Here is a 14,636-nt window from a genome sequence, read left to right on the forward strand (position 1 = left end):
CCGGCGCAACGGGATGAAATCATGAACGCCATCGAATACGATATCGGCCCGACTCCCGCAGAAGCGGAGGAGGTCTCGCGCTCGGGCAATCTCGACAATCTGCGGCCGCTGCCGCGCATATCCATACATGCCTTCTGCGAAAGCGAGCAGTTGCAGCAGGTGATGGATCAGTGCGCCAACGATCGGCGCATGTCCAAGGTGAGCCTCAGGATCACCAGCGGCGGTGTCGCGGCCGCGGCGAACATGTTCGCTTCGGCGCCGACCCCGAATCTCATCATCTTGGAGACGCGTGCCAATCCGCGCGGCCTGCTGACCGAACTCGAACCGCTCGCTGCTGTCTGCGACCCGAGCACCAAGGTCATCATCGTCGGCTATCACAACGACATCGGTCTTTACCGCGAACTCATCCGCAACGGCATCTCCGAATATATCGTGCAGCCGACCGATATGGTCGATCTGATGACCGCGATGACATCGATCTTCATCGATCCCGATGCCGAGCCGCTCGGCCGCAGCATTGCGTTCATCGGTGCCAAGGGTGGGGTGGGCGCATCCACCATCGCCCACAATTGCGCTTTCGGGATTTCCAGCCTCTTCTCGACCGAAACCATTCTGGCCGATCTCGATCTGCCCTATGGCACCGCCAACATCGATTTCGACCAGGACCCTGCGCAAGGGATAGCTGAGGCCGTCTATGCGCCGGAGCGCCTCGACGAAGTCTTTCTCGACCGGTTGCTGACCAAATGCTCGCAGCATCTGTCGTTGCTCGCGGCACCCTCGATGCTCGATCGTGCCTATGATTTCGAAGGACACGCTTTCCTGCCGGTGCTCGACGTTCTTCAGCGCAGTGCGCCGGTCGCAGTCCTCGACCTGCCGCATGTTTGGACGGAATGGACGCGCTCTGTGCTCGGCGCAGTCGATGAGGTCGTCATTTGCGCCGCACCCGATCTCGCCAATCTGCGCAATGCCAAGAACCTGATCGATGCTCTGCGCAAGCTGCGGCCCAACGACAAGGCGCCACACCTCATTCTCAATCAGGTCGGCATGCCGAAGCGTCCGGAGATCAATCCTTCGGAATTCTGCGCGCCATTGGAGACGGACCCGATCGCCATCATACCTTTTGACATCAACCTGTTCGGCAATGCTGCCAACAGCGGACAGATGATCTCCGAGACGGATCCAAAGTCACCGATTGCGGAAACTTTCTCGCAGATATCACACATCGTCACCGGGCGTGTCGCTTTGAAGAAGGCAAGAAAGGGCGGTTTGCTTGGCCTTTTGAAGCGGAAGTAACCCTATGATTTCGCATGGACTTTCGAAAGGTCGATCTTTCATGAAGGCTATGCAGCAGCAGTAGAATTGGATCGAAGACATGTTTGGCAAGCGCGGAAGTGAAGGTCCTGCAAAGAGCGGCGGCGCAATGCCTCCGCCGGCACCGGCGCGTGCGCCCGCTCCTGCAGGTGGCTCAACGGCGCCGGCCGTGCTGATAGAGCCGTCCCGTGATGCCGCACAGCCGCGTCAGCAGGTCGCCCCGCCGCCGATGCAGACGCCCAGCCGGCGTCGCACGGCGCGTACGGAAGAATATTACGATACGAAATCGCAGGTCTTCTCCGCGCTCATCGATACGATCGACCTGTCGCAGCTCTCCAAGCTTGGCAACGAGGCCGCGCGCGAGGAAATTCGCGATATCGTCAACGACATCATCACCATCAAGAATTTCGCGATGTCGATCTCCGAGCAGGAAGAGCTGCTCGAGGATATCTGCAACGACGTGCTCGGCTATGGCCCGCTGGAACCGCTGCTCGCCCGTGACGACATCGCCGACATCATGGTCAACGGCGCCGGCCAGACCTTCATCGAAGTCGGCGGCAAGACCGTCGAATCCGAAATCCGCTTTCGCGACAATTCGCAGCTTCTTTCCATTTGCCAGCGCATCGTCAGCCAGGTCGGCCGCCGCGTCGATGAATCCAGCCCGATCTGCGATGCGCGCCTGCCCGATGGCTCGCGCGTCAACGTCATTGCTCCGCCGCTGGCGATCGACGGGCCGGCGCTCACCATTCGTAAGTTCAAGAAGGACAAGCTGACGCTCGATCAGCTCGTTCGCTTCGGCGCCATCACGCCGGAAGGCGCGACGCTGCTGCAGATCATCGGCCGCGTGCGCTGCAACGTCGTCATTTCAGGCGGTACGGGCTCGGGCAAGACGACGCTGCTGAACTGCCTGACCAACTATATCGACCGCGACGAGCGCGTCATCACGTGCGAAGACACTGCCGAACTGCAACTGCAGCAACCGCATGTCGTGCGTCTCGAAACCCGCCCGCCGAACATTGAAGGCGAGGGCGAGATCACCATGCGCGACCTGGTCAAGAACTGCCTGCGTATGCGCCCCGAACGCATCATCGTCGGCGAAGTGCGCGGGCCCGAGGTTTTCGACCTGTTGCAGGCGATGAACACGGGTCACGACGGCTCCATGGGCACGATCCACGCCAATACGCCGCGCGAATGCCTGAGCCGTATGGAATCGATGATCGCCATGGGCGGTTTCAGCCTGCCGGCCAAGACCGTGCGCGAGATCATTTCCAGCTCCGTCGACGTCGTCATCCAGGCTGCCCGCCTGCGTGACGGTTCGCGCCGCATCACTCAGATCACCGAGGTGATCGGCATGGAAGGCGATGTGATCATTACCCAGGATCTGATGCGCTACGAGATCGAGGGCGAAGATGCGAACGGCCGGATCGTCGGACGGCACGTCTCCACCGGCATCGGCAAGCCGCATTTCTGGGATCGTGCCCGCTACTATAATGAGGAGCGGCGCCTGGCAGCTGCCCTCGATGAGATGGAACAGAAGGCGCAATAGGGTTTACGATGTTTGGTATCGATCCGATAGTGCTGTTGATTGTCCTGCTGACGGCGGTCTCCGCCGCCGCGGTCTGTTACGGCATTCTCTATTCGCGGATCGAAACACAGAAGAAGGCGCAAGGCCGGGTCAACCGGGTCAAGCAGGCCGAAACCGACCGCGTCAAGGTCAAGGCTGCGCGCGATCGCGTCCAGGAAATGTCCAAACGGCGCAAATCGGTGCAGGATACGCTGAAGGATCTCGAGCGGCGCCAGTCCGAAAACACGAAGAAGAAGCAGTCGCTGAAGGCACGTCTGGCGCAGGCCGGCCTGTCGTTGACGCCGTCGCGCTTCTACATCTTCAGCGTGATCTTCGGTCTTTTCGTCATGTTGGTCTTTTTCATCGTCGGCGCGCCGCCTCTCGTCATTTTGGGAGTATTCTTTGCGTCCGCCTTCGGCCTGCCGCGCTGGGTCATCGGCTTCCTCATCAGCCGTCGGCAAAGCAAGTTTCTGGAAGAGTTTCCGAACGCACTTGATGTCATCACGCGCTCGCTTCGCTCGGGCCTGCCGCTCAACGATGCAGTACGGTTGGTGGCCGGCGAGGCGCGAGAGCCCGTCAAGACGGAGTTTCGGCGGGTGGTTGAAGCGCAGCAGGTCGGTCTTAGCATGTCAGACGCCTGCGCGCGCATCACAAATCATATGCCGCTGCAGGAAGTAAATTTCTTCGCGATCGTCATCGCCATTCAGGCCCAGGCAGGCGGTAACCTGTCGGAAGCTCTGGGCAACCTCTCGAAGGTGCTGCGCGAGCGCAAGAAAATGAAGGCAAAGGTTAAGGCATTGTCGATGGAGGCCAAGGCATCCGCCGTCATCATCGGCGCTCTGCCCTTCATCGTGATGCTGCTCGTCTATCTGACCTCGCCGCAATACATGATGATCCTGTTCACCGATCCGCGCGGCCATCTGATCTTGATTGCGGCCGGCATTTGGATGTCGCTCGGCATCTTCATCATGCGCAACATGGTCAACTTCGAGATCTGAGCGGAAGGAGCCGCGTAGCCCATGTCCGATCTGGCTGCCAATTTGACCGATCCCGGCACCCTTCTTGCCGTTGTGGTTGCCATTGCCGTCTTCGCGACCTTCTATACGATTGCCGTGCCGCTGCTGGAGCGTGGTGATCTCAGCAAGCGCATGAAGGCCGTATCGACAGAGCGCGAACAGATTCGCGCCCGTGAACGCGCGCGGCTCAGCGCCGACGGCGGCAAGGCATCGCTACGCAGCCACAACAATCGAAACGTCAGACAGATCGTCGAGCGATTCAACCTGCGTAATGCGCTTGTCGACGCCAATACCGTCAATCGCTTGCGGTCTGCCGGCCTGCGCTCGGAAAATGCGCTCAACATGTTCCTGGTGGCGCGATTCCTGCTGCCCTTCCTGTTTCTGGCGGTTGCGATCGTCGTCGTCTTCGTTCTCGGCTGGTTTGCCGCAAAGCCCTTGCCGATCCGTCTGCTTGGCGTCATCGGTTTCGCCTATCTGGGCTTCTATGCGCCGAACATCTATATCTCCAATCTGGTGACCAAGCGCCAGAAATCGATCAAACGCGCCTGGCCGGATGCTCTCGATCTGATGCTGATCTGCGTGGAGTCTGGCATATCCATCGAGGCTGGCATGCATCGCGTGTCCGAGGAGATGGCCGAGCAATCCCCGGCACTCGCCGAGGAAATGGTGCTGACCACGGCCGAGCTTTCCTTCCTGCAGGATCGCCGCACCGCCTTTGACAATCTCGCCGCCCGCACGCAGATCGATCTCGTCAAATCGGTGACGCAGGCGCTCATCCAGGCGGAACGCTATGGCACGCCGCTCTCGCAGGCTTTGCGTGTCATGGCGCAAGAAGGCCGCGACGAGCGCATGAACGAGGCGGAAAAGAAGGCGGCCGCGTTGCCGCCGAAGCTTACCGTACCGATGATCGTCTTCTTTCTGCCGGTCTTGATGGCGGTCATTCTCGGCCCGGCGATCATTCAGGCAATGGACAAATTCTGAGCCGCCGACTTGCTCGCGGCATGCGGGCATGATTATCTTCCATGCAATGTCGCCGATTGGCGCCAGGCGCATCGTTCCCGAAAGGCGCCGGGCGTTCATGTCGACCATGTTGGGAGGTCTCGCATGTCATCCTTGGCAATATTTTTCAGTGTCATCGCAGCAGTCTTCATCGGGGCCGTGAGCCCTGGCCCGAGCTTCGTGCTCGTTTCGCGCATCGCCGTTTCCCGCTCACGCAAGGCAGGTCTTGCCGCGGCCTTCGGCATGGGAACGGGTAGCGTCATTTTCGCGACCTTGGCCCTGTTCGGCTTGAGCGCATTGCTGATGAAGGTCGAATGGCTGTATCTGGCGCTAAAAGTCGCCGGTGGTCTCTATCTGATCTATATCGGCATCCGCATCTGGCGCGGTGCGGCGGACGATCTTCCCATCGATACCCCTGCGACGCCGGCTGCAGGCGGTGTGATGCGCAATTTCCTCTTTGCGCTCGGCACGCAGCTCAGCAATCCGAAGACGGCCATTTTCTACGGCAGTATCTTCGCCGCACTCCTGCCGGCGGCTCCGGCGCCCTGGCTGCTGTTTACGGTTCCGCCCGCAGTCTTCCTGGTTGAAGTGGGCTGGTACACGGTGGTCACGATGGCCTTTTCTTCGAACCGGCCGCGGGCCATCTATCTCGGTGCGAAGTTATGGATAGACCGGGTGGCCGGCGTCGTGATGGGTGCCCTCGGCGCGCGGCTTGTCGCCGAGGGGCTGCCGCGCCACATCTGGCGTTAAAGGCCAGCGGCTACGGGGCGTGGGCCTCAACCGCTCAGTCGTCGGTTTCCGGATTCGAAAGTTGGGTAGGGAAGCCGTTACGGCGCTCCCGCTCTATTGCTGGGCTATTTTCCTGCTGTCGCCGCTGGCGGCAAGCTTCTGCCAGGAATTCTGCTGTGCCAGCATGCCGCGCAGATAGGCGACGTTGGCATTTGCCTGTTGCGGCGTCAGTTCCTGGCGGGCGATTTGTTCAGCTTCCGCAAAGCGGCCCTGTAGCCCGACGACCAGCGCCAGGTTCTGCCGCACCCGGCTGTCGGCGCCCGGCTGGGCGACGGCCGTGCGGAGATAGCTTTCCGCATTCTTGAGGTCGCCGGTCAGCACATAGGACATGCCGAGATTGGAAAGGATGGTCGGCTCGTTCGGGGCCAGCACCAGCGCATCTCGATATTTGGCCCGTGCATCGGTGGAGCGCCCAAGCTGATCGAGGATAGCACCTTGCGCCGAAACCAGCCGCCAGTCCGGCCGGTCCGGCAGTTGCGCGCGATCGATGGTCGATAGCGCTTCGTCGAGTTGCCCCGCCGCCGCCTGCGCCTTGCCATAAGCTGCCAGCACGCCGCGATCGCTCGGATTGGCGATCGCCACCTGCTGCATGACGGCAAGCGCCTGGTCGTTGCGGCCGCTCATGCGCAAGGTATTGGCATAATTGACGCCGGCATCGCGATCTTTAGGATTGGCGTCATAGGCCTTGCCATACGCCGCAGTTGCCTGCGCCAGATCAGTGCTGTTCATCGTGTCGAGAGATTGCGACGTCTTCGGAATCGAGCCGGTCGTCATCCGGTCTTTTCCGGTTGTCGAGCAGCTTGCGAGCGCGATCGCCAGAAGCGCAGCCGGAGCTCCCCGGAAAAGAAAGGTTCTGAATGAAGACGCAGCTGAGACGGCGGGCATGTCGCTTATCCCTGAATTCCTTATAGTCTTGCGCCCGGCCTAGAATCGGAACAGGGAAAGGTTCGACGCAATGTTCGCTCCAGCAATAATCTGTTAACCCTAACAGACGGTTAACTCTCGATTCCCTGAAGTCCCCGATTCCCTGAAGTCATCGTCAAAGGATAGTCATGGCCCCCTATCAATTCATCGAGCGCGCGACGCCTTTCAATTCGAAGGGTGGCGCGACCTTGCCGATCTTTGCCGTTACCCCGGCGCATATCGAGACCGGCACCATCGATCCCATCGCGCTCGATTGGGCCCGCAAGGCCGGTTACAAGGCCGAAAGCGGCTCGTTGTTGCTGATCCCGACCGCGGAAGGGCATCTAGGCGGAGCCTTGTTCGGCCTCGGCTCCAATCCGTCCGAGCAACCCTTCCTCACGGGCAAGCTGGCACGCAGCCTGCCGGCGGGCGACTGGCATATCGAAACAGCGCCCCTGACGGCGAACCGGCTCGCGCTCGGTTTCGGTCTCGGCAGCTACCGCTTTGATCGCTACAAGTCGGAGAAAACGGCGGCACCGACGCTGATGATCCCGCGCGATGCAGATGCCGCCGATATCAAGCGCCAGCTCGCCGGCGTCTTCCTCGCCCGCGATCTCATCAACACGCCGACCAACGACATGGGGCCGGAACAGCTCGAAGCGGCCTTCCGGGCGCTTGCCGAGCACTATAAGGCGGAAATGTCCGTCATCATCGGCGACGATCTGCTGAAGGAAAACTTCCCGCTCGTCCACACTGTCGGGCGTGCGAGCGCCGATGCGCCGCGTCTTCTGGAACTGCGCTGGGGCAAGAAGGGTCATCGTCGCATCACGCTGGTCGGCAAGGGCGTCTGCTTCGACACCGGCGGCCTTGATATCAAGCCGGCAGCCTCGATGCTTCTGATGAAGAAGGACATGGGCGGTGCCGCCAACGTCATGGGCTTGGCGCTGATGATCATGGACGCCAAGCTGAAGGTCGACCTGCGCGTCATCATTCCGGTCGTTGAGAACTCGATCTCGGCCAATGCCTTCCGTCCCGGCGATATCTACAGGAGCCGCAAGGGCCTGACCGTGCAGATCGACAATACCGATGCCGAGGGACGGCTGATCCTCGCCGACGCGCTCGCCTATGCCGACGAGGACGCGCCGGATTTGATGATCGACATGGCAACGCTGACAGGTGCTGCCCGCGTCGCGCTCGGCCCCGACCTGCCACCCTTCTTCACCGACGATAGCGAGCTTGCCGGCGATCTGACCGAGGCGAGCCTGGAGACGGATGACCCGCTGTGGCGCATGCCGCTCTATATGGGCTACGACAAGGATATCCGCACCAAATTCGCCGATATCACCAATGCGCCTGCCGGCGGCATGGCCGGCTCCATCACGGCCGCCCTGTTCCTCAAGCGCTTCGTCACGAAGACGCCGAGCTGGGTGCATTTCGACATCTTCGGCTGGGCACCAAGCGAACGTCCGCATTCGCCCGGTGGCGGCGAAGCGCAGGCGATCCGGGCGCTGTATCACCACATCAGGCAGAGCGTGCGATAGGATGCCGTTGTTCCTTCTCCCCGCATTGCGGGGAGAAGGGTTTGGCGAATTCCCCTTGAAACCGCCACGATCTTCGCCGAGACTGGAACGGCAGCGTAACGAATCTCGGGGTTGCCCTTGCCGCTCGAACTCTCCGCCTCGCAGGCTCTAGGCCTCTGGCATGGCGTGACGCTCGCTCAGGTGCGCCGCGAGGATCATGATTTGACGCTGCGGCAGACGGCGATCCTGCTGCAGATCTATCTTGTGCCGCCGCCCCATACCGTGCGGGGCCTCGCCGCGACCCTCGGCGTCACAAAACCAGTCATTACGCGGGCGCTCGACACCATGGGCCTGATGGGATTGGTCGACCGCGTGCGCGACGATCGCGATCGCCGCAACGTCATCATTAAGCGAACAGTCACCGGTGCGCTCTATCTTGAAAAACTCGGCGATCTCGTCATCGAGCACGGCCGCAAATTGTAGTCTGGGAATTTCGTCATGACGCTCGACCGCCGTCTCAATGCTTTCAGGCCCGATCTTGCCGAGGCCTCTCTCAAGGGCAAGGTCGAAGCCGAGCGCTTCGTCGAGGGCAGCAGCGCGCGCGTCACGATACCTGTCATCGCGCTTCGGCCGAAGCCGGATCTTGCCTCAGGCATCGATACCGAGCTCTTGATGGGCGAAGAGGTGACGGTATTCGAGCGCCGCGATGGCTGGTGCTGGGTCAAGGCTCTGGCGGACGGTTATGTCGGCTATCTCCCGGAGACGGTAATCAAGGAAGGCGCAGCCACGCCGACCCACGTCGTCATCCCGCAGCGCACTTTCCTCTATCCCGAGCCGGAGCTGCGCAAGCCGCATGCCGCAATCCTCTCCATGGGCAGTCTCGTACATGTGACCGGTACCGCAGAGGCGCGGGGCAATCACTATGTCGTCCTGGAGGATGGCACCGCGATCTTCGCCAGGCATGTGCAACCGGTCGGCGATAACCGGGGCGGCGACTTTGTCGAGGTCGCCTTACGCTTTCTGGAGACGCCCTATCTCTGGGGCGGCCGCTCGGGCCTCGGTATCGATTGCTCCGGCCTCGTGCAGTTGGCGCTGTCGATGACGGGCCGTGCCGCTCCGCGGGATACCGACATGCAGGCCGCAGGCCTCGGCCAGCCGATCGAGCGCGAGGAGCTGAAGCGCGGCGATTTCGTCTTCTGGAAGGGTCATGTCGCAATCATGGAAGATCCGGAAACCATCGTCCACGCCAACGGCCATACCATGACCGTCGCCCGCGAGAATTTCGACGCGGCCATCGAACGGATCGGTTGGCTCTATGAGCGGCCGACCGGCTATCGCCGTTTCATCGACTGATTGCGCTCCGGAACCGTCTTTTCTCCCGTTCGTTATCTTTCTGATCGAGATATCCTATCGAGAGGAGAAAACTCATGCCCATTACGGCCATGGAAAAGACGGTTCGGGATATTCTGTTCGACAGTCACCTACGCAAAAGCGGCAAGATCGACAGGCTGCGCGAGCTGCGCAGCGAGGCTCGGGCTATTCAGCGTGCCGGCAGCGAAAGCTCGATGAGCGCCGATGACGGCCTGCAGGACGATTTGCGCGTGATTGAAAAAGCATTGCACGATCTGGATGCCGATATCTCGCACAGGGGCGCCGCGACCTTGTAGCCGCTGCTGTTGTCGGCGCTTGTGGTGCCGATGGTTAAGGCGTGCGAGGGCGCGCGATCCAGATGCCGGCGACAATGACGATGCCGCCGAGGGCCTGCAGCAGCGTGACGTTTTCGCCAAACAGGAACCAGGCAAAAAGCGCGGCTGCGATCGATTCCAGGAAAATGACGAGCGAGGAGAAAACGGTCGGCAGTCGTCCGAGCGCGACCGAAAGCAGGCCTTGTCCGCCGGCGTGGCTGATGAGGCCGAGCGCCAGAAGCACACACCATCCCGAAATCGATTGCGGCAATATCCGCGGTTCGAAAAAGAAGGCGACGAGGAACAGGATCGTCGCGGTGATGACGCTCAATTCAAAGGTGACGCGCGCGGCATTCGTCCCGGGGCGAGCGGCACCGACCGCCAGAAAATAAAGACCGAAGAAGGCTCCGGTGATGATGGCAAGAGCATCGCCGACGGCGCGGTCCGGATTGAACGCCAGGCTCTGGACCACAAGTGCCGTGCCGCCCGCAAGGCAGACGAGAAGCCCGAGAAGCGTAGTGCGACCGACCCTTTGCCTCAGCAGGAGCCAGCCGAAGATCACGACCCATAGCGGCGCCATCGTTGCGAAGAAGGTGGCGTTGGCGATCGTCGTCCGCATGATCGAGAGATGCCAGAAGAACAAGTCGCCCGTGAAGGCGATGCCGGCGAGAATGGTCGGCATCGTGAAGCTGGCGCGAGGCGCACTGGGCTCCGTGACCTCCGCGTAGCGCATCCATACCCAAAGGATCGGCAGCGCCAAAAAGACACGCCAGAAGGCGCTGGCGAAAGGCCCGACATCGGCAAGGCGCACGAGGCTCGGCGAAATGCTCATTGCCAGCGCCGCGAGAAGCATCGCCACGACACCAAGGAGAAAACCTCTCGAATCGGCACTCTCGCCGATGCCAGGGCTGCGCATATCGTATTCGGTGTCTGGTTGTGACATTCTCGTGCCTTTGCAAGTCAGATGATTTGTGGCGCAAAGCTAGTACGTAGGGGAAGAGGATTTAGCTCCATTTTGACGGCTTTCATGCAATTTTGTTTCCTCTTTGCGATAAGGATGTATTGAAATGCGCAAACCCGCCGATCTCGATGAGTTCGACCTGGCGATTCTCGAGATTCTCCAAAAGGACAGCGCGGTTCCGCAACGCGAGATCGGCGAACGGGTCAACCTCTCAGCAGCTGCCGTGCAGCGGCGCATCAAGCGCATGCAGGAAAGCGGCGTCATTCAGGCCAATATCGCGGTTGTCGATCCGGCAGCGGTGGGCCTGCCGATCACCATCGTCGTTGAGGTGCATATCGCGAACGAACGCTATGACCTGATCAACGCCATCAAGCGCAGCTTCGTGGAAGCGCCTGAGGTCCAGCAGTGCTACGGGGTCACCGGGGAGGCCGACTTCGTGCTCATCGTCGTCGTCGCCACCATGTCTGCCTATGAGGACGTTGCCCGGCGTCTTTTCTATGACAATCCGAATGTCACGAAATTCAAGTCGCTCGTCACCATGGATCGGGTGAAGATCGGCCTGTCCCTGCCGTTGTCGCTCGACTAGCTCAAAACGGGATGCGATCTGTCACCCCGGCCGCTTCGGCCAGTTCGTCACGCCACCGCTCCAGTCCTCGAAGGCCTTCGAGAGGCGAAGCACCAGCATGTCGTCGAAGCGCGGGCCGACGATCTGCATGCCGATCGGCATGCCGGAGCGGGAGAAGCCGCAATTGATCGATGCGGCCGGCTGCTCCGACATATTCCACGGAACGGTGAAGGCGATGTGTTCGAAAGGCTGCGCCGGGTCGTTGGTGGGGGAAGCCCATTCGGCGGGATAGGAGACGATCGGATTGCTTGGCGAAAGCACGGCGTCCACGTCTGAGAAGAGCCTGCCGCAGCTCTTGCGCATCTCGTAGGTCTGGTTGAAGCCGCGAACGGCATCGACGCCGCTGATATCGGCGCCGCCCTTCGCCCAGCTATAGATATAGGGCAGGATGCTGTTGCGGCGTTCCTCGCTCAATGCTGTCATGTCGCCCCAGAAGCGGGCGCGCCAGAAGGCATCAAGTCCGTCAAGCATCTGCCTGGTCAGCACCGGCGCGACGTCGACGATGATGGCGCCTGCTTCTTCGAAACGTTTGGCGGCGGCAACGACCGCATCGCGTATCTCCTCGTCGACAGGCAGGCCGCAGCCGGCATCCAGCATCAGGCCGATCTTCATGCCCCGGACGTCGATATCGAGATCCATCCACTCGATGTTATCAGGCGCGAGGCTGGTGCAGTCGCGCCAGTCGGGCCGCGAAAGCGTCGCCATGGAAAAGGCAGCATCCTCGACAGTGCGGGTCATTGGTCCGGCGCAGCGCCCGAGATAATAGGGATCGATCGGAATGCGGCCATTGCTCGGCTTGAAGCCGAAAATGCCGGTCCACCCTGCCGGCAGGCGTATCGAGCCGCCAATATCGGTGCCGATATGCAGCGGTCCGTAGCCGGCTGCCGCGGCCGCCGACGCACCGGCGCTGGAGCCGCCCGGATTTTGGCTCGGGTCCCACGGATTGCGGCTGAGCTTGTGAAAGCTGGAAAGGCCTGATGACAGCATGCCGTAATCGGGGCAGGTGGTTTTCGCGAAAATCACCGCACCGTCCTCGCGCATCCGGGCGGCGATCGGCGCGTCCTCGGCGGCAGGGACGAGCTCGACGGCCGCCGTGCCGAGCGGCACCGGCTGGCCCTTGGTGGCGATCAGTTCCTTCAGCGTCACCGGAATGCCGTCCAGTGTCCCAAGCGGTGCACCCTTCGCCCAGCGCTCTGTCGAAGCGGCTGCCTGCTTGCGTGCATCCTCGGGGTCATAGGCATAGAGAGCAGCGATAGTCGGCTCCCATGCCTCGATATGCGTCTCGAGCGCCAGCCAGTATTCGCTGGGAGACAGGCTCTTGTCGGCGAACTTGCGTCGGAGGTCTCGGATGGAAAGATCGGTAGGTTCGGTCATGATCTATACTCTTTATCTCTCAATCAGCGTGTCGCCTCGCGTGGGTCGAGGAGATCGCGCAGCCCGTCGCCGAGCAGGTTGAAGCCAAGCACGGAGAGCGCGATGGCAAGCCCTGGGAGGAGGGCGAGCCACGGCGCGACGTGGAAATAGGTTTGTGCGTCGGCCAGCATTCGTCCCCAGGTCGGTGCCGGCGGCGGCACGCTCAGACCCAGGAAGGCAAGCCCGGCCTCCGTCAGGATCGCAAGACCAAGCTGGATCGTCGCCTGGACGATGATGCTGCCCATGATGTTCGGCAGGACATGGCGCAGCGTGATGGAAAGTTGCGTATTGCCGATGGCGCGTGCCGCCAGCACATAGTCCCGGCTCCAGGCCTGCAAGGCCGAGCCGAGTGCGACGCGGGCAAAGACCGGCACCATGAAGACGGCAATGGCGATGATGGCCGTCATGCGCCCGGTTCCAAGAAACGCACCGAGGATCATGGCCGAAAGAATCGGCGGCAGCGCGAAGATCACGTCGCAGGCGCGCATGACAAGCGCCTCGAACAGGCCGCGTTGCGCAGCGGCGGAGACACCGATGATCGTTCCGATCGTCCCGCCGATCGCGACTGATGACACCGAGATCGACAGCGAATTCCAGCAGCCAGCCATCAGCATCGACAGGATGTCGTGGCCAAGCTGATCGGTGCCGAGAAGCCCGAAGCCGAAGGGGGGCTCCAGTTTGTGGGTGATCTGCATCTTCGCTGGCGGCACCGGTGTCCAGAACAATGAGACGATGGCGACGCCGACGAGAGCAAGGATGATAAAAGCACCGACCATGAGGTTCGCGCGTCGCAATGTCCGAAAACGGCGGCGGGAGGGCTGGGTGGCAGCTCCGGTTTCAGCAATGCTCATCGTGCGCCTCCCGCCCGCAGCCGGGGATCGATGACGAGATAGGAAAGATCCACCAGGAAGTTCACGACGATGACGAGGCCGGCAAAGAACAGCACGACATCCTGAAGCACGATCACATCGCGCTGGCTGAGCGCCTGGTAGGCGAGGCGGCCGAGCCCGGGCAGGGTGAAGACGTTTTCGATCAGCACGGCGCCGGCGACCAGAAAGGTGAATTGCAGCCCGAGAATGGTCAGCACCGGAACCAGCGCATTCGGCACCACATGCCCCCAGAGCACGCGGCTGCGCGACAGGCCCTTGGCGATCGCCGTGCGGGCAAAATCCTCATGCAGCGTATCGAGCACAGCCGAGCGTGTCACCCGTGTCAACACCGCCGCCTGCGGCAGCGCGAGGGCGACGGCAGGCAGCACCAGAGATTTCAGCGCCGGCCACCATCCGCTGTCCCAGCCGGGAAAGCCGCCCGCCGGCATCCAGCCGAGCGAAGTGGCGAACAAAAGCACCAGCAGCAGGCCGACCCAGAAGCCAGGTACGGCGATGCCCATCTGCGAAAACAGCGTGGCGATGATATCGACGAAGCCGCCGCGTCTTGCCGCTGCGGCAACGCCGAGCGGCACGGCAACGAGAATGGACAGCACAATGGCAAGGATCGCAAGCGGCAGGGTGACAGCCAGACGCTCCGCAATGAGGCCCGCGACCGGCACGCCGTAGGTATAGGACGTGCCGAGATCACCCGTCAGCGCGCCGGCTAGCCATTGGCCGTAACGGACGATCAAGGGCTGGTCTAGGCCCATGCCGTGCCGTAGTGCGGCCAGCGTTTCCGGCGTCGCCGACGTGCCGAGCGTGATGGCGGCGGGATCGCCCGGCAGCAGCGCCATGACGGCAAAGACCAGCAGCGAGACGGCAATCAGCGTCAGGATAAGCCCGAAAATCCGACGGATGAGGAGTGCGATCATAGCATGTCCATGGCCGATCATGCCCTAGCATCGAAATGGGTGGCATCGA

The 14,636-nt window shown here is 61.7% G+C and carries 15 protein-coding genes; 10 read left to right on the forward strand and 5 right to left on the reverse strand.

Annotated elements, in window-relative coordinates; translation table 11 throughout:
- Window positions 1-21: 21 nt before the first annotated feature.
- From ABOK31_RS18670 to ABOK31_RS18690, 5 genes are all read left to right on the forward strand, one after another.
- On the forward strand, window positions 22-1,293 hold the full coding sequence (locus tag ABOK31_RS18670; protein ID WP_174178849.1) for a CpaE family protein: 1,272 nt from the start codon (window positions 22-24) through the stop codon (window positions 1,291-1,293).
- Window positions 1,294-1,372: 79 nt separating this feature from the next.
- Window positions 1,373-2,857, forward strand: coding sequence for a CpaF family protein (locus ABOK31_RS18675; RefSeq protein ID WP_349957128.1), 1,485 nt, complete (start codon window positions 1,373-1,375; stop codon window positions 2,855-2,857).
- 8 nt (window positions 2,858-2,865) lie between these two features.
- Window positions 2,866-3,873 (forward strand): type II secretion system F family protein, encoded by a 1,008-nt coding sequence (locus tag ABOK31_RS18680; protein WP_349957129.1) that lies wholly within the window; start codon window positions 2,866-2,868, stop codon window positions 3,871-3,873.
- 21 nt (window positions 3,874-3,894) lie between these two features.
- Window positions 3,895-4,872, forward strand: coding sequence for a type II secretion system F family protein (locus ABOK31_RS18685; protein WP_174178843.1), 978 nt, complete (start codon window positions 3,895-3,897; stop codon window positions 4,870-4,872).
- A 123-nt stretch (window positions 4,873-4,995) separates the two neighbouring features.
- The gene (locus ABOK31_RS18690) at window positions 4,996-5,640 is read left to right on the forward strand and encodes a LysE family transporter (RefSeq protein WP_349957130.1); all 645 of its coding nucleotides are present in this window, start codon (window positions 4,996-4,998) and stop codon (window positions 5,638-5,640) included.
- Between the two features lie 93 nt (window positions 5,641-5,733).
- On the opposite strand, the gene ABOK31_RS18695 is transcribed toward ABOK31_RS18690, so the two are convergent.
- Window positions 5,734-6,564 carry a tetratricopeptide repeat protein gene (locus ABOK31_RS18695; protein ID WP_349957131.1) on the reverse strand — a complete coding sequence of 277 codons (831 nt, stop codon included), beginning with the start codon at window positions 6,562-6,564 and terminating at the stop codon, window positions 5,734-5,736.
- A gap of 167 nt (window positions 6,565-6,731) precedes the next feature.
- On the opposite strand from ABOK31_RS18695, the gene ABOK31_RS18700 reads away from it, so the two are divergent.
- The 4 genes from ABOK31_RS18700 to ABOK31_RS18715 all read left to right on the forward strand — a co-directional run bounded on the left by ABOK31_RS18700 (window position 6,732) and on the right by ABOK31_RS18715 (window position 9,769).
- A complete protein-coding gene (locus ABOK31_RS18700) occupies window positions 6,732-8,123 on the forward strand; it encodes a M17 family metallopeptidase (RefSeq protein ID WP_349957132.1) in 1,392 nt (463 codons plus the stop codon).
- Between the two features lie 117 nt (window positions 8,124-8,240).
- Window positions 8,241-8,585 (forward strand): MarR family winged helix-turn-helix transcriptional regulator, encoded by a 345-nt coding sequence (locus ABOK31_RS18705; RefSeq protein WP_174178835.1) that lies wholly within the window; start codon window positions 8,241-8,243, stop codon window positions 8,583-8,585.
- 15 nt (window positions 8,586-8,600) lie between these two features.
- Window positions 8,601-9,455: an NlpC/P60 family protein gene (locus ABOK31_RS18710; RefSeq protein WP_349957134.1), complete on the forward strand. Its 855-nt coding sequence runs from the start codon at window positions 8,601-8,603 to the stop codon at window positions 9,453-9,455.
- Window positions 9,456-9,529: 74 nt separating this feature from the next.
- Window positions 9,530-9,769: a hypothetical protein gene (locus tag ABOK31_RS18715; RefSeq protein ID WP_349957135.1), complete on the forward strand. Its 240-nt coding sequence runs from the start codon at window positions 9,530-9,532 to the stop codon at window positions 9,767-9,769.
- A 34-nt stretch (window positions 9,770-9,803) separates the two neighbouring features.
- On the opposite strand, the gene ABOK31_RS18720 is transcribed toward ABOK31_RS18715, so the two are convergent.
- Complete coding sequence (locus ABOK31_RS18720) at window positions 9,804-10,730, reverse strand: DMT family transporter (RefSeq protein WP_349957137.1); 927 nt, start codon at window positions 10,728-10,730, stop codon at window positions 9,804-9,806.
- 124 nt (window positions 10,731-10,854) lie between these two features.
- Between ABOK31_RS18720 and ABOK31_RS18725 the strand changes: the two genes are divergently transcribed.
- Complete coding sequence (locus ABOK31_RS18725) at window positions 10,855-11,334, forward strand: Lrp/AsnC family transcriptional regulator (protein WP_174178827.1); 480 nt, start codon at window positions 10,855-10,857, stop codon at window positions 11,332-11,334.
- 21 nt (window positions 11,335-11,355) lie between these two features.
- On the opposite strand, the gene ABOK31_RS18730 is transcribed toward ABOK31_RS18725, so the two are convergent.
- Genes ABOK31_RS18730 through ABOK31_RS18740 form a run of 3 tightly spaced genes read right to left on the reverse strand, consistent with a single transcriptional unit; the run spans window position 11,356 to window position 14,587 of the window.
- A complete protein-coding gene (locus ABOK31_RS18730; RefSeq protein ID WP_349957138.1) occupies window positions 11,356-12,747 on the reverse strand; it encodes an amidase in 1,392 nt (463 codons plus the stop codon).
- Between the two features lie 23 nt (window positions 12,748-12,770).
- Complete coding sequence (locus ABOK31_RS18735; protein ID WP_349957139.1) at window positions 12,771-13,637, reverse strand: ABC transporter permease; 867 nt, start codon at window positions 13,635-13,637, stop codon at window positions 12,771-12,773.
- Entirely contained in the window at window positions 13,634-14,587 is a 954-nt protein-coding gene (locus ABOK31_RS18740) for an ABC transporter permease (RefSeq protein ID WP_349957140.1), read from the reverse strand. The genes ABOK31_RS18735 and ABOK31_RS18740 overlap by 4 nt, the downstream gene beginning before the upstream one ends.
- Window positions 14,588-14,636 lie beyond the last annotated feature (49 nt).

The organism is Rhizobium sp. ZPR4 (assembly GCF_040215725.1).
GTDB lineage: Bacteria > Pseudomonadota > Alphaproteobacteria > Rhizobiales > Rhizobiaceae > Rhizobium > Rhizobium rhizogenes_D.